Here is a 20426-nt window from a genome sequence, read left to right on the forward strand (position 1 = left end):
CAGGTCAGGAGTTGCCGCTGCTGGTGGCATGGGCGTGGACGAGGAACAGGTGGTAGTCGTCAACCAGGGGGCCGGTTCGGTCGCTGCCCGGTGGTGGTGCGAGTGCGGTTCTTTCGTAGGCGAGTAGTTCGCCGGTGGTGGGGTTGAGGATCAGCAGGAAGCGGATGGCGTTGGAGGTGGCGCTGACGCCGATGCCGGTTCGGCCTGCGCGGTCGGTCACCGAGCCGTGGTACGCGATTCCGGGGGTGTCGCTCAGGACGGTGAGGACCGCGGTGCGGGCGGCTTGGTTGGGAGTACGCCAGCCGAGCAGGCTGACGAGGTCGCGGATGACGGCGGTGGGTCCGAGGAACCGGGGCTGGGTGGCGTCGATGTGCGCGCTGAGCGCTACCGGGTCGGTGGCGATCGGTCCGATGGGTCCGTCCAGCTCGCCGGGCTTGTAGGTGCTGTCGTCGGTGGGCCGCTGATCGGTGGGGTACCGGCTGCGGATGACGCGTCCGGAGGCGTCGTCGGTGCGCCAGCGTTGCTCTTCGAACAGCACGATCCGCGTGGTGGTGCTGTTGCCGGCGATCGTGGTGTCCGTGGCCCATTGCATCAGGTGGATGTAGGCGAACCGGCCCGGAATGGCGTCGCAGCCGGACGGCCCAACCGTCACCGCTTCCAGAGCCTGCCGCGCCGAGGTCGACTCCGACAGATGCGTCGGCGACAGGTCGAGTCTCTGCTCTGCGCGTGCCTTGAGCTGTGCTGCGGTGAGGGCGGCGGGTGACAGACACGGCGACACGGCCGACCGGGACGCGGCGGTGCTGGAGGGCGAGGGTGGGGATTGGGCTGGACCGGCGACGCCCGTCCAGTTCGGGATAGCTGTGGCGGTGGCGAGGAGGCCAAGCGCGCAGACGGCGGCAGTGACCTTCGCGGCTCGCCGACCCAGCGGGTGGGGGCGTCTCGGTCGCGGGTCGCACGTGGGGCAGGTTGTTCACGGTCAGCTTTCTCGAGGTGAGGTGAATTGGGCTAGCGGTAGGCGGCCGTAGCGAGGTCCCCCACGGCGGCGTCCACGGCGGCGGTGATGTCGCGTACTGGCTGGTAGTGCTGCCCGGCGATGGCCTTCAAGCGGCTGGTCAGGGTGGTGATGTCGTCGTCGAGGTAGAGGTGGCTGGTGAGGCCGAGGTCGGCGACGAGGCCGGCGAGGGCGGCGGTGTGGTTGTCGGGTTGTTCGCGGCCGGCGGCGAGGTAGCGCAGGCGGGAACGGGCCACGACGGCCCATTTGCTGTCGGTGGCGAGGTAGGTGTCGGTGCGCACGAGGCCGCCGAGGCGCCGTCGAGTGTGCTGGCGCAGGATCCCGCCGGCGACGAGTCCGGCGCGGGTGCGGTCGTAGAGGTCGTCGGAGAACCCGCGCAACCACCCGCGCAGGGGTGGGTGGGTGTGGCGGATGGTGGCGGTCGCGGCGTCGGCGATCAGGTCCCCTACTGGCCGGTCGATGTGCGGGTGGATCCGTTGGTGGTTGGCCGGGCGGGTGTCGTCGTTCGGGTCGAGGGTCACCCGCCCGGCCAGGTACAGGTCGATCAGGACCGCGCCGGCGAGCCCGAGGGCGAGGGTTTGCCGGTGCACGTGGGGGTGTCCGGTGTCGTCGTCGTGGCCGAGGAGGAACAGGTCGTCGCGCAGTGGCAGGCGCGGGATCGACGCGGTCATCGCGGGGCTCCTACCGCAGCCCGGCGGTGAGTCGCCGCAGCCGCTCGTGTGCCCCGCCATACGCGGGGCCAGGAGCGGGGAGCAGGGTTTTGTCGATGGCGGCGAGGACGGTGTAGTTGGGGTCGCACACATTGCCGATCGGTGCCCGCCCCGCCTGCGACACGAGCTGGTAGGCGTCCAGGGTTTCCAGGCCGGTCAGGGCGCTGGCCCAGCCGACAAGGTCGTGCTGGGCGATGCGGTAGGCGTCCTCCAGGGGCCTCGCGCACCCGATCGTCAGGATGTCCCGGTCGGTCTCCAACCGCGGCCACCGTGTGGTGACGCCTTTGATGACGTCGATGGCGAGGGTGGTGGTCGTGGCGATCTCCACGCCGACGCCGCAGGCCTCGCCCTCGCCCTGGCGGGCGTGTCCGTCGCCGAGCGCGAGCATCGCCCCGTGGACATTCACCCCGAGGTAGAGGGTGGTGCCGGCGCGTAGGTGCGGGGTGTCGAGGTTCCCGCCGTGGGTGTCGGGCACGAGGGTGGAGCGGGCTTCGAACCCGCCGGGGGCGATACCGATCGTGCCGATCATCGGGTCCAGCGGCAGGTCAACGCTGTGGTCGCTGCGTGTGGCCTCGAACCGGATGGTCCCGGCCTGCCGGTCGATGCCGTACACCCACACCCGCTCATCCAGCGGCGGCTGCAGAGTGGCGGTGTGGGAGGTGGAGGTCAGTGCCCCGAAGTGCGGGAACGTCGACGACACACCCCAGTCCCGGGCCGGGACGATAGCGGCGAGGTGGACGGCGAGCGTATCGCCAGGTTCGGCGTCCTCGACGAAGAACGGCCCGGACACCGGGTTGAGGTACGGCATGCGGCATACCTGCGACGGCAGGTCCGCCGGCCCCCTCACGAGACCACCGAAGCAGTCCTCCGTCACGACGGTGAGAACATCACCGCCGCGCACATGCGCCACCGGCATCCGACCGCCGAAGGTGTACGCCAGCTCATCCCGAGCCGGCCGGTAGGTGAACGTGTCCATGCCGGTCACACCCGCTCCACGTGACGCGCCTGCGGCTGCACGGGTGCCAACCCCGACAGGGCAGGGCGGCGGCCGGACAGGTACAGGCCGGCCAGGACGATGACGCCAAGGGTGAGCCAGGCCAGGCCGAGGCGCTGGGCGGCGATGTTGGCGTTGACGACCACCCACACCAAGATGGCGAAGCCAATGCCGGGCATGACCAGGTGCGCCCACCAGTTCCCACTGCGCTCCCGGATGAGGTGATGCACCACCACGGAGACATGCAGGACCAGGAACGCGACCATCGCCCCGAAGTTGATCAACGACGACAGCAGCGTGATCCCATCCGCACGGGTCGCCATGTACAGGCCCAGCGCCAGGGACACCGCGCCGGTGAGTAGCGTCGCGTTGATCGGCACGTTCCGGCGGATCGACACCTTCGCCAGGAACCCGGGCAGCTGCCGGTCGCGGGCCATCGCGTACAGCAGCCGAGACGTTGCAACCTGCGCGACCATCGAGTTCGGCAACCCCCACGCAATCGCCGTAGCCACCGCGCACACCGTCGCCAGCCAACTCCCACCAGCCACGGCGGCGGCGTCATAGAAGGCAGTGCCGTTCGGATCACCCTCCGCAACGAGGGTGCCGGGGTCGGGGACGAGCATCGCCGCCAGCCACGTCTGCGCAATGAACAGCACCCCCGCCAGGATCAGGACGGCCGCCATGGCCCGGCCGATCTGACGGGAGCCGCCCTTGGTCTCCTCCGCCAGCATGGAGATCCCGTCGAAGCCAAGGAAGGACAGCACCGCGAGCGACACCGCCCCCGCCACCACCGACCAGGTGAACGTGTCGGCGTTGTAGAAGGCGTCCCAGCTGAATCGGCCCCTACCCGAGGCGAGTGCCCAGCCGGCGAGGGCCAAGAAGACCGCCAGGACGATCAGCTCGCCGACGAGCATCACCCGGGTGACGGCCGCCGTCATGCGGATCCCCACCGAGTTAACGATCGTGTTCACTGCGACGAAACCGAGCAGCCACAGCCACACCGGCACCGCCGGGACCGTGGCGCTGCGGCAGGGTAGCGCCTACCTCGCCGAACAGATGACGCTCGCCGTCAACGCGGCCCTCGACGACCTGCAAGCCCGAATGGTCGCCGAAGCACCGGACGCTCCGAACCCGGCAGTGCTGCTCGAACGGCTCGAAGACGTCCAGCAGCAATCGGTGCGCCAAATGCAATCGTTCCTGAGCGCGCTCACCTCAGCCCAGGCCCGGGCAGCCCGGCCGGTGGATTGACGATGTCGATGGAAATCGATCCGGATCACGTCCAGGCGGCAGGCAGTCGGCTTGTCGACGTGGGTGACCGGCTGGCTGGCGCACTCGAGACGCTCGACGCCCGGCTGAAGAGCTTTGGCGAGCCGTGGGGTGGCGACATGCTCGGCACCCTGATCGGCCTCTCGTTTCCGGTTGTCTCCGGATACCTGGTGCAGTGCTACGCCGCGATGGCCGACGAGTACCAGAGCAGCGGCGAGGACCTCATGGCACTGGCGGAAGACCTGATGGCCGTCGAGGAGGACCTGACCGGCCAGTTCGGTGCACTGGCCTCGAAGTTGGGCTGACGATGGGCATGACAATTCCGGGTGAACTCGCCTCGGTGCTCGCCATGATCGGGTACGACTGGCCGGAGGGCGACGAGGAGAAGCTCTTCGAGCTCGGGCAAATCTGGATGGACTTCGCCAGCACGGTCGAGGAGGTAGGCCGAGAGGCTGACGCGCTGGCCGCGGAGGTGACCGGAGGCAACCAGGGCGACGTGATCGCGGCCTTCGACGCGTACTGGTCTGGTGCCGATGGGCCGGGCGGCGTGTTGGCCGGAAACACCACCGCCACTACCGTGCTGGGCGCCGGTTACGTGGTGGTCGCCGCGGTTGTGCTGGCGCTGAAGGTGGCGATCATCGTTCAACTGGTCATTCTGGCCGTTCAGATCGCCCAAGCGGTGGCCACGGCGGTGCCCACCTTCGGTGCATCCCTGCTGGAGATCCCGATCTTCAAGATGATCACCAGCCTGATCCTCGACCAGCTTATCGACATGGCCATGAGGGCGATCCTCGGTGGGTAAGCGAAACCGCAACCGACATCTCCGCGACGCGGCCGTTCCACCCGCGGTGGAATCGGCGCTGGTCAAGCCGGTCGCGCAACTCGCCAGGACCCCCCGGGTACGCCGGGAGTACCACGTCGGCGACGAGCAGCGGCCCAAGCACCGGGAGACCGACCGCAACCTGGCCATGGGCAGCGCGAGCCGTGCCCCCACCAACGGTCAGAGCGCACTGGACCGGTCGGTGCAGATCAAGGAAACCAACGAGCGTCGCCGTATCGGCGTCGATCACCAGACGGGTGAGATTGTCGTTCTCGACCGGCACCGACGAATCGAGCCGTCGAACCCTGGCGACGACGTCGTCGAGATCTACCACGGCCATGTCCGCAACTGGGAGGACCACAGCAAAGACGGCCCGAACGACGACATGCGCAACGCCCTCAAGCGTGCCGGACTGGTAGACAAGAAGGGCAGGCCGACCGCGCCGCCGAAGGACGGGGAATGAGCACACAGCGCAGCTACTACGAACCGGCTCCGGCGACCCACGACACGGCCACAGCCGCACTCGCGGCGGGCGATATCGACACCCTCACCGACTCGATGGTCGGGCTCGCCTTGCACGATGCGGACTGGCGCTGGTGCCAGGACTTCTACCTACGCGTGCTGGATCATCCGGAGGAGGACGTCCGGGCCACAGCAGCGATCTGCCTTGGCCACCTTGCCCGCATCCACCACCAACTCGACACCGAAAAAGTCCTGCCCGCCCTGCGCGCCCGGCTGCGCGACCCGGAGGTCGGCGGCACGGTGGAGGACGCCATCGCCGACATCGAGCAGTTCCTCGCTCTTCCACCCGGTGCCACGCGGGGATAGACATCCAATCGAAGTTCGCAGCCGCCCACCACACACCACCTCTGCGCGGCGGTAACTCAGATAGGTCAGGGCTGACATGGCGCCGGAAGGGCTACAGGCAGTCACCGCGAGTCGCCAGGTGAACGGTCGCCTACAGAGAAATGTCGCCGCCGTGCTTCACGATGAATCCCTGGGCTGCGTTCGCTCGCCCGCACCCGGGACAGCGCCACTCCCACTTCGTGTTGTCCACGCTGGCGCGGGTTTCCACCTCGTGAAAGTCGTACGTTTCGCCGCAGGCCGGATTGCGACAGGTCAGCGTGGTCGGGATGTCACTGCCATCGGGAGCATCCATACTTTGAACGTAGCGGGGCCGTCTGGCAGGCGGAAGGGCAGTACACCGAACGAAGCTCCCACGCGTCGTCGCGGCGGTCGGCTGCTGGACCAGGCTCCACCGGAGGAGTTTGCTCCGCAACCCACATGGGTTGCCAACCTTTGCAGAAATCGTGCTGCCCGGTGTCGCAGCCAGCCGCACGGCGAGATTGAGAAGGTTCGGCTTGGCGGCGTTGCGCCAGGTGTTGGCGAGGAAGGCGAACTCATTCATGATGCCGACCAGCCCGGGGCCGACAGCGCCACTCGCACTGCATCGCCGTGAACGGCGATTCATCGGCGGTGGGCGAGACCGATGCCGCAGTCAGGTTCCCGTTCAAACGGCGAAGCCTCGGCATCAGCCGAGGCTTCGCGATGTGAACGATATACATGAGCCCAACGCCAGAGGTGCCCTCATGCCCCAGACATCAACTCAGGGTCACCCGTTCGCCATCGAACTCGGCAACAAACTCGGCCTTGCCGCCAAGGGCAGCGATGTACCGGGCAACCGTGCCGACCTCAGTCTTCGGCAGTTCGCCGCTCTCGATGGCGACGACGCGCGGCTGTGAAACGTTCATGCGGTCGGCAACCTGCTGCTGAGTCAGGCCGCGCTTCTCGCGCATCTCACGCAGCCGCGTCGCGCGTACCTCGCCAAGCATGCGCTCCTTGTGCTGCTCAACCTTGGCCTCGTCGAGGTTCATGCGGGAGCGGACATCCCGCCAGCTTCGCGCCATCAGTGCTGTCCCTTCAGCTCTCGCAGATGATCGGCGAACTTCCTGTCGGCTTCGAGAATGCTGGTTTCGTACCAGCCCTTCCAGTTGCCGCTCTTGTCACCCTCCACCAGCAGGATGGCTTCCCGCTGAGGATCGAAGGCGAACAGGATACGGATCTCGGTTCCCCCTGCCGAGCCTGGCCGCAACTCCTTCATGTTCTTGTAGTTCGAGCCCTTGACTCGATCGACCAACGGTCGACCGAGCGCCGGACCCTCGGCGGCGAGCAGATCAATGGCCGCAGCGACCTGGTCAGCGGAGTCGGGGTCAGACTTCGCCAGGTCAAGCAGCCAGTCCTCGACGTCCTCGGTAAGGCCGACCTCCCACTCGCTCACACACCCACTATAGCCCAGAAATAATGCCTGCGTTATCAGAAGTGTAGAGCGCGGCAGAGGGTAGAAGTCGACGTCAGGGACGAGACCTCCCGCAGCCGCCGTCATCGGTGCCGAGTTCAGCCCCGAGCGCATGGATGGGCGCGACCGGCTCGGACCTCCTTGCTGGGCGGTCACCATAGCCCTCCACCGCCCGGAGGCAGGAGAAGTGGCCGGCAAGCGGGCAGCACCCGGGACCGGGGGTGCTCCACGGGTGCTCGGATGCTCCGGTGCCGGACGGACTCACATCGCGATGGCCGGATTCATGCCTCCGCCGGTCACTCATCGTGGCGTCGCTCCCCATAGAACGTGGCGCGGACCAGCCCTGACGCAGCCGGACAACACGGCCGGGATCCGGGCGGCGGATAACTCCGATGCCCCGAAGTAGATTTGTCTCGTTCTGGTCACTTTTAATCCATAGGTTCAGGGTTCGAGTCCCTGGCGGCCCACTCTTTACCCATCCTGAGCTGCAAGAACGTCAGGCAAAGATCATCGGGTACAACCAGGGCACAACCTAGATTCGATCTTGGCCAGTAGAGGGTTCCAGCCGTCGTCCGTCTGCCTGCCTGCCTGCCTGCCGCAGGAGGTTGCCCACCAGGCCGCGCGGACGGTCCTTCTTTGGCAGCCAGTGAACATAGGTCTCCAGCGTGATCCGCAGGTTGGCGTGCCGTAGCGCCTTCTGCACCTCCTGGGGCTCGACGCCGTTGCTCATCAGCGTGGTAGCGAAGAAGTGGCGCAGGGAATGGAAGGTCCCTTCCTTCGGCCATCCGGTCGCCTCGCGCCAGTCCGCCCACAACTCCGACCAGTAGGTGTCGGTCAGTAGCTTCCCTCGGGCCGAGGTGAACAGGACGGCCACCGGACGAGTCAGCCGCTCCCCGGTGGTGATGTCGGGAAGGTCAAACTCGACCGGGCCGACTTCGCCGAGGTGTGCGGTCAGTTCCTCGGCGACCCCCGCGTCCAGGTCCACAGTGCCAGTGGAACCGCTCTTGGGCGTCGAGAGGTAGAAGCCGCCGAAGTGCTCCGGCGAATGGCCGCAACTGCTGAACGACGTGCAGCTCTCCACGGTCGTAGTCGGCGCAACGCGACCCGGCCTCCACGCCCAACACCTCACCGAGGCGAAGCCCCTCCCCTGCCCCCAACCACACAGCGGCCCGGAATCGGCGCGGCACCACCTCAGCGAGCTTGAGCACCTGGTCGCCGGTGGGAACCCACTTCGGTGCCCGCGACAAGCCACGCAGGATCTGCGCAAGCTTTACCCCGTCGCAGGGGTTGTCGGGAATCACCTTGTCGATAACGGCGGCGTTCATGACGGTCTTGAACAGCCCGAAGTACAGACTGACTGACGACTTCGGCGTGCCGTCATCAAGGGCGGGCCTTCGGCCCGCCGCCGTGTCGCGCCGGGGCGCGCGTGCGGCCTGGCCGGCCGGTCACGCCCCGGCGCACACGGCGCGGTGGTGGAGAGCCGTCAACATGGCTACGCGCAAGGCAGGCCGCCGGCGATGGCTGCCACAGGAGCACGCGGGCTGTGGACCGGACGCCCGCGCGGCAGCGGAACCGACGGGTGCGTCGGGCTCCGGGTTGCTGGCGCCGTTCCGGCTGCGTCTGTGGCTCAGCATTGAAGACCGAGAGGCGTGGTCACCCGCTTACCGACTCGCGGTGACCGCTCACCCTGGTAGGGATGCCGCCGCGCCGTCGTGGTCGTCATTCGGTGGCTGGGCGACCGTGCTACGGATGATCTTGGGGGAGGAACCACGACGCCGACGGTCGTGACGCTGGGTGATCTAACTGGCGATCGGGCTAGCAAATGGCGGCTGCCGTGCTATCGCAAAGTGCGCTAAACGGTCAAAGCTCGACCTGACGAATGCCGGCTCTTCGAAGTTAAGCGGGGTTGAGGTGTCCGCGGTGGCGTCGGGTGGTCGCGGTGCGGGTGCGTAGGCGCTGGTTTTCGGGGTTGCGGAAGCCGTAGGCGTCGCGGGCGACGGTCTTGATCACGCGGTTGGTGCCTTCCGATCCGGCGTTGGTGATTCCGGTGTGCAGGAATGCGTGGATCTGCGGCCACCAGGTCTCGATCGTGGTGGCGAGTCGGTGCAGTTCGGGAAGGTCGGTGGCGGCGCAGCGGGTGTAGAAGCGGTGCAGCAGTCGGTGGACGTGTTCCCGGTCGGGTTGGGTGCGGGCGGTCGCGAGCAGGTCGAGCAGGTCTTCCTTGGCGTTCCACGCGGTGAGGATCGGGGCGCCGATCGTGCTCGGGAGGGCATCGAGGGTGTCGACCAGGCGGTCGACGTGCTTGGCGGGCATCCGCGTAGCTGAGCGGGTCAGCCGGTTACGCATCCGCCATTCCGGGTCGGTGCCGCGGCCGCGGCGTCCGCGCTGGGTGAGGGTGACCCGGCGGCGGACCTCGGTGACGGCCCGGTTGGCCAACTGCACGACGTGGAAATGGTCGACGACCAGCAGCGCGTGCGGCAGCACCTGCCGGATCGCGGCCTTGAACACGGTGCACATGTCGATCGCCACCGCTTGGATCTGCTCGCGCCAGGCCGGTCGGCGGGCGGCGAGCCAGCCGGTGACCGCGGCGGTGGTGCGTCCTTCGACCTGGGCGAGCAGCCCCTGTCCGCCGGACAGATCCACGAAGCCGACGTGCCAGCGATCCGCCGTGACCGTCCAGGATTCGGCTTGGGCGTTCCAGATCCAGTGCGGCTTTCCTCGCCGGACCTCGTCGATGCCGAGCACCGCGACCGGCTCCGGCTCGTCCGGCAACACCGCAGTGGCGTGGGTGGTGAACGCGGCCGCGACGACCGGCCAGGAGACGCCGTGATCGCGGGCCGACTGCACGATCGTGCGGCCAGCGTCGGCGACCGCAGCCCCGGCCGCCTGCCGTAATCGCAGGGTCAGCCGGGCACGGGCCGGCACCTGGGCGACCTGCTCGGTGAACGACTGACGCGGACAGGCCGGGGTCGGGCAGTACCAGCGCCGTTTACGCCAGCGCAGCCGCACCGGCCGCCCTGCGACCGGCAAGTCTCGCGGCCGGGTCGTTGTCCACTGCTTGACCCGGGCCGCCGGCTGCCCGCACTTCGGGCAGCATCGCGCCTGCTCACAACCGGTGGACAAGTCCACCACCGGGACACCGGTGGCGTCCAGCTCGACCCGCTCCACCACCAGGCCGTCCAGCCCCAGCAGCCGGGTCGTATCGTTGACCATGCTCGCAGCTCTTCACTTGTGACCATCCGAACTCGACACTCAGATGATCACCGATGAGCTGCGAGCCCTCTATATCCGGGTCGCCGTCACCCGCCAACCCCGCTCAACTTCGAAGAGCCCGAATGCCCTGCGTGAACCGTCGACCCGTCGTTCACGTTGACCGCGGTGGGCGCCCGTAGCGACCCAAGAGATGCCTGCGGTGACAGGTCTTGGAGGGAACAATGGACGAGTCAGATTTTGTCAGTCAAATTCGTGCTGCAATGCGCGGGTTTACCGGACCAAAAGATTTCATCGCACAGAATGTCAGGAACCAATCCCTCGATACGCTGCGCATCGCGGAGGAGGTGGTAAACATATCCGAAGCAGAATTCGAGCGGTCCGGTAGCCGGCGGCGCACACCTACGAGCCTGGCCATGGAGATCGCGAAGGCCTTTGCCGAATTAGGCGTGGAGCAGACCGCCTATCACGAAGCTCTGACGAGTTTCCACAAATTCGATAAGTTTGATAGATACCGCAGCAATTTGGCTAACAAACATTATGTCGCCCAATCCCGGCTGATGTCCGCACGCGTGCTGACAGGAGGGGAAGATTATTGGTCGGCTTCTCAGGAAATCGGCGAGAAAGCCCATGATATTGCCGAATTGATTAAACGGAATGTGCAGAATCGCGAGAATTCGAGGGCAAGCCGGGCACCCGTCGCCACTGTGGCTTCATCGGCGCTGCTCAGCAGCACTTCGCGGGTTGTCGCATTGGCTAACGTTAGGACCAATGCACCCGGACAGCGCCCTGCGGCTGGGAATACCCAGCCATCAACAATCGCAAAAAGGCGGTAACGATCGGCCGGGTCGGCTGCGGGGCTGGTCCGCCAAAGTGCTGCCGGCACCCCGCGTCCGTGGCAGTTCCAGGCACGCCGCAGCGGTGGAGGGTGGCGGGTTCGGAGCGTCGATCCGTACCCGTGGTGCGGTGGTCACGTTCGCGCCGATGCCTGCCGGTGAGCGTGAAGTTATCCGTGTATTGACCCGACGCAGACTGAAGGGCCGGCCCCTGACCAGGAAGTCCGGCCCTTCTACGTCAGGGCGTGCCTCCTGCGGTGGCCTCGGGCTCCGCGATGGCCAGGGGTGACCAGGCGGCGCGGTGGGAGGGTGGTTGAGGGAAGAGCCGTCCCGTCATCGTCGTCCCAGGCTGATCAGAGCAGATCCGCCCTCCTGGTCCAAGGTCGTTCAGTCGTGGAGTGCTCCACCTTGGTCCAGGAGGCCGGACCCGCTCCACGGTGTGTGGGACGACGGCGACGCTATGGCTAAGGCAGTGCGACGTACTACGTCGATCGCCGCACGGGATGCAGGCCGGCGAGCTGAACGAAGATCTCCCGCTTGCTGACCGCGTTGCCCCGCTCATCGAGCTGGTAGCCCGTCACCCAGGCCCAGCCCCGACAAGTCGGCTTCGGGCACACCGAGATCACCCGAAACCGGAACCGCTGCCGCAGGAACTGCACGGTCGATCCATAGTTCCTCGCCGGGTTGGGGCGAGCGGGGCTGCGGCCTGGCCCACGCGCGGCCCTCCTGATCGGTAGGCATGCCGGCCCCTTCCGGATCACGTCCGGGCCTCGGGCAGTGGGCTCGCCGACGTGGGTGACCGGCTGGCGACCGCACTCGAGACGCTCGACGCCCGGTTGAAGAGCTTTGGTGAGCCGTGGGGTAGCGACTTGCTCGGCACCCTGGTCGGCCTCTCGTTCCGGTCGTCGCCGGCCACCTGGTGCCGTGCTATGCCGCGATGGCCGACGAGTACCAGAGCAGCGGCGAGGACCTGGTGACACTGGCTGAGGACCTGATGGCCGTCGAGGAGGACCTCACCGGCCAGTTCGGTGCACTGGCCTCGAAGTTGGGTTGAGCATGGGCATGACGATTCCGGGTGAACTCGCCTCGGTGCTCGCCATGATACCGATGCCGAGCAGCGATCTTCCTGCGCTGAGCGCGGACCCCATCGGCAGCCCCGGATAGGGTTTTGCCATGACGACCAGCGCTACCCAGGTTCAGATCAACCTGTTCTGCGCCGACGTGGACGCGTGCCTCACCTTCTACACCCGCCTTGGGCTGGTTGAGGCGTTCCGGGCACCGACCACGGGTCCGATCGAACATGTCGAGGTCGAGGCTGCCGGTTTCCGGATTGGCCTGACCTCGGCGCAGGTCGCCAACGCGCTCGTGGGTCTTGGTGTGGACCCTGACAGCAGCCCGTCGACCGAGCTGGTGCTGTGGTGCGAAGACACCGACGCGTTCTACGACCGAGCCATGGCGGCAGGCGCGACGAGCGTCGTGGCCCCGATGGACTCGCCTGATGGGCGGCTGCACTTCGCGTGGGTGTGCGATCCCGACGGCCACCTGGTCAAGTTCGTTCAGAAGCGCCGGCGTTAGTCCTCCGCCAGTAACTCACCTCCGCGGAGGAACCGCATCTCACGCGTACCGCACCCTTGACCTCAAGGAGGCTTGAACTTCTACGGTGATCGCGTTCATTCGTCGTCGACAGGGGGCTACGCCGTGATCCCGATGGAGTACACCCGGGAGGAGTTGGCCGCGCAGCCGATCGGCTACTGGAGTGGGGCGGCCTACCGTGCGGTGGTCGGGCGCATCCGGGCCGAGCTGGCCGTGGAACAACTCACCCAGCCGCACTGGTGGACGCTGAACCACGTGGCGGGTGCCCCCCGGCAGGTGGAGTCGCACCCAACTCATCGAACGCCTGGCCCCCTTCGACGACCTCGGCATCGATCTCGAAGAGGTCATCGACGAGCTGGTGACGCGCGGGTGGATGACCGAGCAGGCCGGCACCCTGTCCCTCACCGATGCCGGCGAGGCGGGGCGCCTCCGCGCCAAGGAACGGAGTGCCCGGGCGCACGAGCAGACGCACGATGGCATCACGACAGACGAGTACGTGAACGCCCTCAACGTGCTGCGCCGGATGATCTCCAACCTTGGCGGCAACAGCGACCTGCCCTGAGCTGAGAGCGAGTAGCTGCACGACGGGCCCCCGCCTGCTGGCAGAGCGGCGGGCCTGTGGAACCTGGCGCTGACGGCTGACGTGGCTATCCTCTTCAGGTGCTGGCCCAGGTGGAGATCGTTGCCACGGGTCCGGCACTGCGAAGGGACTATCGACATGCCCCGTGTGGTACCGGCGGTCATCCGCGCACTCGACGTGCTCGAACTGTTCCTGGACTGCCCGCAACTGTCGGCCCGCCAGGTGATGGAGCGGCTCGACCTGCCCCGCACCACCGTCCACGAACTGCTCGTCACGCTTGAGGCTCGCTCGTACCTGATCTCGGTGCCGGGTCAGCCGGTGCAGTACCGGCTCGGCATGCCGTTGTTCCAGCTCGGTGCGGCGTTCGCCGGCCGGCTTGACCTGGTACGCGAGGCGCAGAGCGTCGCGCGGGACATGGCCGCCGCGTGCGACGAGGCGGTGCACGTGGCCGTGCTCGACGGCGCCGATGTCATCTACCTCGTCAAGTTCGACAGCACGCACCCCGTGCGGATGGTCTCCGGGGTCGGACTGCGGCTGCCGGCGCACTGCACGGCGGTCGGCAAGATACTGCTGTCGGGCCTCGGTGCGGCGGATCTGGACGCCGTTCTGCTGAAGGACCCCCTGCCGGGCATGACGCCGGACAGCATCACTGACCCGGACCGTCTGCGCGACCAACTCGACCGTGTCCGGGCGGAGGGCGTCGCGGTCGACATCGGCGAGTCTGACAGCGCCATGCGCTGCGTCGCTGCGGCGATCCGGGACCATTCCGGCGCCATCATCGCTGGGATGAGCCTGTCCGCGCCGATCATCCGCTGGACGCCCCAGTCGCAGGTGGAGTGGACCGGGCTGGTTCGCGAGGGCGCCGCCGAGCTGTCCGCGCGCATGGGTTACCGGGCTCAGGCTCGATAGCCGACCTCCCGTTTTCGGTTCGAAACAGCGTCGAAACATTGACATCGCTCATGGCGTTGCTCTAGCGTCGCGACCACTCGATACGGTATCTCGAACTCAGTTCGAAATCTCGAACGGTGGTGGTCCCGTGATCCGCCCGAACTGGAACGCCAGCGCCACTGCCCCGGCCCGGTCGCCGATCGCCTCGACCTCGTCGCGCCACCCGGCGAGCGGTACCCGGAATCTCTCGGGCGGTTCAGACGAAGCGTGTGTGACGGGCGGGCCCGCTCACCACCGTGGCAACCCACGAACGAACTGACCTCTACGGGCGACGGTCCGTGGTCGCCGCCACAGCGACACAACTGGACGACAAGCATCGCGGTGATTGCCGGTACGCCTTCGGCGTGCGGCCGCGCGCGGGGAGATGAGGGAGGCGAATGTCCATGAAGGGCGAACCGGCGTGGTCTCGGCGCGGCTTTCTGGGAATGGGGGTGGGAGTGCTCGGCGCGGCCGGTCTGGCCGCGTGTGGGGGCACCTCCGAATCGCCCACCCGGGTGCAGGCGGAGGTTCCGCAGGAGCTGATCGACGCGGCAGCGGCGATGAAAGGCTCCTCGATGGGGATGCTGTCGCAGAAGTTGTACTCGACGGCGGCGAACGAGGCTCTCGACAGCTCGATCAAGAAGTTCGCCGACACCACCGGAACGAAGATCGAGAACAGCCTGGTCCAGGCCGACGCCGGTGACGTGGTCGCCAAGATCGACGCCGAGGTCAAGGGCGGAGTGGCGCGTGACCTGGCGTTCATGACCGACTCACGGTTCGTCGCGCAGTTCCAGGCGCTGGGCGACCTGGAGGACGTGACGGACGTCGTCCAGGCGCTGACCGCCAAGTACGGCGAACCCTGCGCCGAGGCCAAGAACTTCTGCGTCTTCGACGGCAGGTGGTTCGCGATCCCGTACCACTTCATCGGGATCGGGTCGTTCCTGCGCAAGGACTGGATGCAGGACAAGGGCATCGCGCCCAAGGACATCTACAGCTGGGAAGAGCTGCGGGACCTCTGTCTGGAGATCTCCGATCCGGGCAAGCGCCGGTTCGGCTGGGGCATGACGGTCAACCGGTCCGGTGACGGCAACGGCATGATCGAGGCGCTGATCAACGCGTACGGCGGGTCGATCGCCTCCAACGACGGCCGGAAGGTCACGTTCGACTCCCCGGAGACCGTGCAGGCGGTGACCTTCCTGGGCGACATCTACACCAACTCCAAGTACAAGCCGATGCTGCCGCCGGGGATCGCCAGCTGGACCGACACCAGCAACAACGAGAACTGGCTCGCCGGAATCCTCGGCTACACCCGCAACCAGTTCAGCGTCTACGCGGACTCCAGGACCAAGAAAAACCCGGTGCACGCGAACACCCACGTCTTCTCCGACTGCATCGGGCCGGCGACCAACAATCCGCTGCTGCTCGGCCAGTCGCAGGGTTTCGTCGTCTTCAAGGGCGCCAAGAACCCGGCGCTCGCCAAGCTCCTGGCGCAGTACCTGGTCAGCGCGCCCGCGCTGCTCGGGGTGGCGAAGGAGGCTCCCGGCCTGGTGATGCCCGCGTGGCAGAAGGTCTGGGACGCCGACCCGTTCTTCACCAGCGGCGACCCGGCGTTCCCCATGCTCCGTAAGATCACCGAACTGTCGCTGCCGTTGAACACGAAGAACGGCCTGACCTTCCCGCAGAAGGCCAGCGCGGGCCAGCAGGCGGTGGGTTCGGCCTACGTCCTGACCGACATGATGCAGCAGGTCGTCCAGGGCACGGCGCCGGCGCAGGCCGTGAAGGCCGCCCACACGAAGATGGTGCAGATCTTCAACCAGCAGGGGCTGCGGCAGTGAGGTCGGTCCGTCCCGCGCGGGTCCCGACGGCGAGGAAATCCCTGCCGTCGGGGCCTGGCTCCCTTACCGCGACCCAGCGACGGCTGGGTCGGGACTGGCGGCTGGCGGCGCTGTTCCTGACGCCGATGGCCGTCCTGGTCGGCGGTCTCGTGCTCGTGCCGATCGCCCGGTCGATCGTCACCAGCACCACGGAACGACACGGGCAGGACACCGTCTTCGTCGGGCTGGACAACTACCTCGCCCTCGTCGGCGACGACCAGTTCCACACCGGCGTGGTGAACTCGTTCGTCTTCACCGCGTACGCCGAGGTTTTCAAGGTTGTTCTGGGGTTGTCCGCGGCCCTGCTGCTGCATCACCGGCGCCGCGGGCGGGCGGTGCTGGCCGGGCTGCTCCTGGTGCCGTGGGTGGTGCCGACGGTGGTGACGGCGTTCAGCTGGCGCGCGTTGCTCGACCCGATCTTCGGCAGCGTCAACACCCTGCTCACCGCCACCGGGATCGGGCCGCTGCTGGCCAGCGCGCACCTGGTGGACAGCTGGCCCGCCGGCTGGCTGTCCGACCCGTCGCTGGCCATGCCGTCGGTGATCCTCGTGAACGTCTGGAAGGGGGTGCCGTTCTTCACCGTGTGTTTCCTCGCGGGGTTGAAGGCCATCCCGGCGGACCTCTACGAGGCGGCGACCATCGAGGGTGCCTCGTCCTGGCAGCGGTTCGCCAACGTGACGCTGCCCGGACTACGTCACGTGATCACCGTGACGGTGACCCTGTCGTCGATCTGGACGTTCAACAACTTCGACCTGGTCTGGCTGTTGACGCAGGGCGGCCCGGGAGACGTGACCGCGCCCTACGTGCTCGTCGCGTACTCGAAGGCGATCCTGCAGTTGCAGTACGGTGCCGGCGCGGCGGTCACGCTCGTCATGCTGCCGGTCATCGGCGGGCTGGTGTTCGTCCTGGTCCGGTTGTTGCGCCAGGACGGCGCCAGCAAACTGCCCCGGCGACGGCGGGCGGCACGCTGGACCGGAGCGCGGCGGTGGGCCGGTACGGCGCGCAAGGCGCTGCCGTGGATCGTCACCGCAGTGGTCACCGGCCTGCTGGCCTGGGCGTCGCCGCAGATCTTCTGGAAGGCGGCGGTCGTCCTCGGGGTGATCCTGCTGATCGCGACGACGGTCGGCCGGGTGGTCTCCGCGCTGTCGTCCCGCGGCGGTCGCCGGTCGTCGTCCGTGGTGTCGGGCCTGGGGTCGTGGGTCGCGCTGGCCGGGCTGCTCTTCTTCGTGCTGGGCCCGCTGTACTGGATCGGCGTCACGGCGTTCAAGTCGGAGGGTCAGGTCGTCATGCGAACCGACGACCTGTGGCCGACGCCGTGGACCCTGGAGCAGTTCAGCGCCCTGTTCGCCAACCAACCGTTCGGCCGCTGGTATCTCAACACCCTGCTGGTGTCCGCGGCGTCCACCGCGGTGGCACTGGTCTGCGCCGCCCTGGCCGGCTACGCGTTGGCCCGGCTGCGATTCCGGGGGGCGCAGGGCTTCACCGTCACGGTGCTGCTCACCTACGTGATGCCGGGCGCACTGCTGTTCATCCCGCTGTACCAGATGCTCATCGGCGCGCGGCTCACCGACTCGTTGTGGTCGCTGGTGGTGACGTACCCGACCTTCACGCTGCCGTTCGCCACCTGGCTGCTGGTGGGCTACTTCTCGTCGATCCCCGTCGAGCTGGAGGAGGCCGCCCTCGTCGACGGCTGCACCCGCCTCCAGGCGTTCGGCCGGGTGGTGCTGCCGCTGGCCAAGCCGGGGCTGCTGGCGGTCGCGCTCTTCACCCTGACCAATGCCTGGAACGAGTTCCTCTTCGCCTTCGTGTTCATCACGAAGGACGAGTACAAGACGCTCCCGGTGGGGATGCAGTCGATGATCGCCGGGGACGTCGTACCGCAAGGCCAGCTCGCCGCGGCGTCACTGCTCGTCAGCATCCCCGTGGTCATCATGTACGCCCTCGGGCAGCGTTTCCTCACCGAAGGGCTCACCGCAGGCGCGGTCAAGGGTTAACCGGCTGCCGAGAGTCAGTTGTAGGCGAGCAGGAAGTCCACGGTTCCGGTGCCGCCCGGCTGGCCGGGTGGGGTCTGGAGGGCGGGTTCGCTGTTCAGGACATAGAACCCGCCGTTGCCGACCAGGCGAGGGGTGACTGCCATCGCCTGGTCGGCCATGTTCGCCCCGGTCGGTAGCACCACGCTGTCGCGCAGCAGCGTGAACAGGTTGGTGTTCAGGTTCGAGACGTGGAGCACCCGGTACGAGCGGGGGGCCGGCATCCCGGTACTCGTCAGGCCCCAGATCGGGACGATCTGGCTTCGCCAGTTCGCCGGGTTGTTGGTGATCGAGTTGTCATAGGCGTTGAGCTGGGTCTGGATACCACTGTGGATGCCGGCCAGATGGATGTGCAGCTGGTCCTGGTCACGGGTGGTGGCCGAATTGATCCCGAGGCCAATGTTCGGGTACACGACGTGTGAGGGTTGACCGGGCTGGGCGTTGATCCATGCGTCCAGCCAGTAGTTCGGCGCGGCGTTGGTCGCGATGAACGGGCATTCGATGCCGCTGATCCGGCAGGTCGGTACCAGCAGGAAGTTGTGCGTGTTCGGTGGTCTGCCGTTGAGCACCACGTAGTCGGACGTCGTGGTCAGACAGTTGGTCGGCGGTGTGGTCCTCGTACCCAGGCAGACCTGCACCCTGTCCCAGAGGTCGTACCTGCCGCCGGTCTGGTTGGTGAAGCCGCACAGGGCCGACTGTTGCGGGCAGTTGGCCCCACCCAGGTCAGGTGGGGAGGGCTGAGGGGTCTGACCACCGTCGGCCATACCGCCGTCCGCGCCGGCCAGCGCCAGCAGTCCGCCGGCGCCGGCGACCCCCGACAGCTTGACGAACTGGCGCCTATGAATCACATCGGTCCGCTTGTCACCGCTCACTGTCACCCTCCGCCACGACGATCCGGGGTCGTTGCCCAGCAACGCTTTCCAGCCCGCACGGCGCGAACTCCCGGGCAGGGATTCGGACTCCCGGGCTGGAACGTGTCGACGGTAGGACGAATCAAACTCACCCCGCCGGGTCACCGGCAGCGAGTCCCCTGATCGTGGCCCTGGCGCAGTCGTGGCCGAGCCCGGGCTGGAATATCAGACGCACCCGCGCGGCGCTCGACCGTAGGGCGGCAACGAGAAACAGAACACGGGCCGAGTCGTCGTCGACGGTCAGCCGTCTGCCAGCCACTCACAGGTCGACAACGCGACGTGCGGGTGAGCAATGGCGTTGCGCGGCCCCGGGGGTTGGCTGGTTAGGCTGCCGCCATGTCCAGCTCGCACGCGTTCCTGTCGGCGTCCCCCGACGTCCTGTTCGGCGCGCTGCGACGCGGCGGTCCTGGCGACCGCCCGCGCTGAGCACTCCTCACCTGCGACCGGCGGCTCGATCCTCCGGTCGTCGCCGATCGTCCCCGGTCCGCCCGCATCCCATTCCGGTGATCCGCGAGCGGCGGATCCGAGCGAGATCGGCGTACCCGTGGATCTGGAGAAACTGCCGACCGACCGGCGCCGGCGTACGCGACGGTGGCCGGCGTACCGGTGGACCCGGTGGTGCGGCGCTCTCAGCGCGCGGATTTCCAGTCCGACACGGCGCGGGCCTTGGCCCGGCGGCTCGGCCGGCCGCCGCGCGCCATCGCCGCCGAGGTGCTGGGGTACGCCGAGCTTGCCGACGCGTGCGGCGTCGTGGCAGTTTTCGGGCCGGGCTCTCTCAACCTGACCGTCGCCGACGAGGTCCTGGCCGCGCTGGTGGCCCGCGCTGGCCGTCGACCCGCGGCTGGGTGTGCCGATGACCGCCGAGCAGGTCGCCCAGGGCGTGCGCGAGCCGGGCGTCGGCCACCACCTCGCGAGAATGAGTCTGAACCTGACTGCTTCTCCGAGCGTTACCTCAGTAAAGTGTCTACGCGTCGCCGCGCCGAAGTGCGAACGGCTTTTCGTGGTAGCTCTCGTGTGCACGCTGTTGTTGATACTGCCGGAGGGATATCGAATGCCTGCCTCAGAATCCGTCGTAAAGGCCGCAAAACTCCTAACAGGGGCTGGCCTGGTAGGAGGTGGCGTTGCCATTATGAACGTGGGGGCTAATAGTCAGAATGACATCATCAAGTCGGTTGGGCTCGCGACCGTAACGGTTGGTGTCGGGGTTCTCTCCGGTGCCAGACAGAATCCGGCGGCCGCTCACGCAGACAATCGACCGCCCCGGATCTTGTAGAGACGGTCGGGGCCATCACCGCAGGGTGATTGCGTCCTCGGTCGGTGGCTGTCCTGAGCTGGGAATCTACGCGGGGATTGGCCCTGTGGCGGCG

The 20426-nt window shown here is 67.5% G+C and carries 21 protein-coding genes and 3 pseudogenes; 13 read left to right on the forward strand and 11 right to left on the reverse strand.

Annotated features, from left to right (window positions below; genetic code table 11):
* Positions 1–4: 4 nt before the first annotated feature.
* The 4 genes and pseudogenes from O7620_RS23660 to O7620_RS23675 all read right to left on the reverse strand — a co-directional run.
* Positions 5–652, reverse strand: coding sequence for a hypothetical protein (locus tag O7620_RS23660; RefSeq protein WP_278125221.1), 648 nt, complete (start codon positions 650–652; stop codon positions 5–7).
* Positions 653–1005: 353 nt separating this feature from the next.
* On the reverse strand, positions 1006–1683 hold the full coding sequence (locus O7620_RS23665) for a GPP34 family phosphoprotein (protein WP_278125222.1): 678 nt from the start codon (positions 1681–1683) through the stop codon (positions 1006–1008).
* Positions 1684–1693: 10 nt separating this feature from the next.
* Positions 1694–2707 carry an acetamidase/formamidase family protein gene (locus O7620_RS23670; RefSeq protein ID WP_278125224.1) on the reverse strand — a complete coding sequence of 338 codons (1014 nt, stop codon included), beginning with the start codon at positions 2705–2707 and terminating at the stop codon, positions 1694–1696.
* Positions 2704–3738: pseudogene (locus O7620_RS23675) on the reverse strand (APC family permease); the annotation flags it as partial. The pseudogene O7620_RS23675 and the gene O7620_RS23670, both read right to left, overlap by 4 nt.
* Here O7620_RS23675 and O7620_RS23680 point away from each other — a divergent pair.
* Genes O7620_RS23680 through O7620_RS23700 form a run of 5 tightly spaced genes read left to right on the forward strand, consistent with a single transcriptional unit; the run spans position 3638 to position 5630 of the window.
* Positions 3638–3964, forward strand: a complete 327-nt coding sequence (locus tag O7620_RS23680; protein ID WP_278125226.1) for a hypothetical protein — start codon at positions 3638–3640, stop codon at positions 3962–3964. The pseudogene O7620_RS23675 and the gene O7620_RS23680 overlap by 101 nt on opposite strands.
* A 2-nt stretch (positions 3965–3966) precedes the next feature.
* The gene (locus O7620_RS23685) at positions 3967–4287 is read left to right on the forward strand and encodes a hypothetical protein (protein ID WP_278125227.1); all 321 of its coding nucleotides are present in this window, start codon (positions 3967–3969) and stop codon (positions 4285–4287) included.
* A gap of 44 nt (positions 4288–4331) precedes the next feature.
* Positions 4332–4784: a hypothetical protein gene (locus O7620_RS23690; protein ID WP_278125239.1), complete on the forward strand. Its 453-nt coding sequence runs from the start codon at positions 4332–4334 to the stop codon at positions 4782–4784.
* Complete coding sequence (locus tag O7620_RS23695; protein WP_278125240.1) at positions 4777–5265, forward strand: hypothetical protein; 489 nt, start codon at positions 4777–4779, stop codon at positions 5263–5265. Before O7620_RS23690 ends, O7620_RS23695 begins: the two co-directional genes overlap by 8 nt.
* On the forward strand, positions 5262–5630 hold the full coding sequence (locus O7620_RS23700; protein ID WP_278125242.1) for a hypothetical protein: 369 nt from the start codon (positions 5262–5264) through the stop codon (positions 5628–5630). The genes O7620_RS23695 and O7620_RS23700 overlap by 4 nt, the downstream gene beginning before the upstream one ends.
* A gap of 130 nt (positions 5631–5760) precedes the next feature.
* Here O7620_RS23700 and O7620_RS23705 read toward each other — a convergent pair whose 3' ends face one another.
* From O7620_RS23705 to O7620_RS23725, 5 genes are all read right to left on the reverse strand, one after another.
* On the reverse strand, positions 5761–6210 hold the full coding sequence (locus O7620_RS23705; RefSeq protein ID WP_278125245.1) for a hypothetical protein: 450 nt from the start codon (positions 6208–6210) through the stop codon (positions 5761–5763).
* Between the two features lie 193 nt (positions 6211–6403).
* Positions 6404–6676 carry a helix-turn-helix domain-containing protein gene (locus O7620_RS23710; RefSeq protein WP_278125246.1) on the reverse strand — a complete coding sequence of 91 codons (273 nt, stop codon included), beginning with the start codon at positions 6674–6676 and terminating at the stop codon, positions 6404–6406.
* Between the two features lie 32 nt (positions 6677–6708).
* Positions 6709–7080 (reverse strand): type II toxin-antitoxin system RelE/ParE family toxin, encoded by a 372-nt coding sequence (locus O7620_RS23715; RefSeq protein WP_278125247.1) that lies wholly within the window; start codon positions 7078–7080, stop codon positions 6709–6711.
* Between the two features lie 550 nt (positions 7081–7630).
* Positions 7631–8179: a site-specific integrase gene (locus O7620_RS23720; protein ID WP_278125249.1), complete on the reverse strand. Its 549-nt coding sequence runs from the start codon at positions 8177–8179 to the stop codon at positions 7631–7633.
* An 815-nt stretch (positions 8180–8994) separates the two neighbouring features.
* Positions 8995–10311, reverse strand: a complete 1317-nt coding sequence (locus O7620_RS23725; protein WP_278121478.1) for an ISL3 family transposase — start codon at positions 10309–10311, stop codon at positions 8995–8997.
* 221 nt (positions 10312–10532) lie between these two features.
* Between O7620_RS23725 and O7620_RS23730 the strand changes: the two genes are divergently transcribed.
* The gene (locus tag O7620_RS23730; protein ID WP_278125251.1) at positions 10533–11144 is read left to right on the forward strand and encodes a hypothetical protein; all 612 of its coding nucleotides are present in this window, start codon (positions 10533–10535) and stop codon (positions 11142–11144) included.
* Between the two features lie 482 nt (positions 11145–11626).
* Here the strand turns inward: O7620_RS23730 and O7620_RS23735 are convergent.
* A pseudogene (locus tag O7620_RS23735) lies at positions 11627–11885 on the reverse strand (hypothetical protein).
* Positions 11886–12317: 432 nt separating this feature from the next.
* On the opposite strand from O7620_RS23735, the gene O7620_RS23740 reads away from it, so the two are divergent.
* From O7620_RS23740 to O7620_RS23760, 5 genes are all read left to right on the forward strand, one after another.
* Positions 12318–12719 carry a VOC family protein gene (locus O7620_RS23740; RefSeq protein WP_278125255.1) on the forward strand — a complete coding sequence of 134 codons (402 nt, stop codon included), beginning with the start codon at positions 12318–12320 and terminating at the stop codon, positions 12717–12719.
* Positions 12720–12999: 280 nt separating this feature from the next.
* Complete coding sequence (locus O7620_RS23745; RefSeq protein ID WP_278125257.1) at positions 13000–13299, forward strand: hypothetical protein; 300 nt, start codon at positions 13000–13002, stop codon at positions 13297–13299.
* Between the two features lie 156 nt (positions 13300–13455).
* Positions 13456–14226 carry an IclR family transcriptional regulator gene (locus O7620_RS23750; RefSeq protein WP_151491655.1) on the forward strand — a complete coding sequence of 257 codons (771 nt, stop codon included), beginning with the start codon at positions 13456–13458 and terminating at the stop codon, positions 14224–14226.
* Positions 14227–14648: 422 nt separating this feature from the next.
* Positions 14649–16079, forward strand: coding sequence for an extracellular solute-binding protein (locus O7620_RS23755; protein ID WP_278125259.1), 1431 nt, complete (start codon positions 14649–14651; stop codon positions 16077–16079).
* A 125-nt stretch (positions 16080–16204) separates the two neighbouring features.
* A complete protein-coding gene (locus O7620_RS23760; RefSeq protein WP_278125261.1) occupies positions 16205–18112 on the forward strand; it encodes an ABC transporter permease subunit in 1908 nt (635 codons plus the stop codon).
* Between the two features lie 14 nt (positions 18113–18126).
* Here O7620_RS23760 and O7620_RS23765 read toward each other — a convergent pair whose 3' ends face one another.
* Positions 18127–19020, reverse strand: a complete 894-nt coding sequence (locus O7620_RS23765) for a CDP-diacylglycerol diphosphatase (RefSeq protein ID WP_278125263.1) — start codon at positions 19018–19020, stop codon at positions 18127–18129.
* Between the two features lie 630 nt (positions 19021–19650).
* Between O7620_RS23765 and O7620_RS23770 the strand changes: the two are divergent.
* Both O7620_RS23770 and O7620_RS23775 read left to right on the forward strand, forming a co-directional pair.
* A pseudogene (locus tag O7620_RS23770) lies at positions 19651–19909 on the forward strand (arginine--tRNA ligase); the annotation flags it as partial.
* Positions 19910–19912: 3 nt separating this feature from the next.
* Positions 19913–20332 (forward strand): hypothetical protein, encoded by a 420-nt coding sequence (locus O7620_RS23775; protein WP_278127246.1) that lies wholly within the window; start codon positions 19913–19915, stop codon positions 20330–20332.
* The last annotated feature ends 94 nt before the right edge of the window (positions 20333–20426 follow it).

Origin of the sequence: Micromonospora sp. WMMD710 (genome assembly GCF_029626045.1) — a bacterium.
In the GTDB taxonomy this organism is placed as follows: Bacteria; Actinomycetota; Actinomycetes; order Mycobacteriales; family Micromonosporaceae; genus Micromonospora.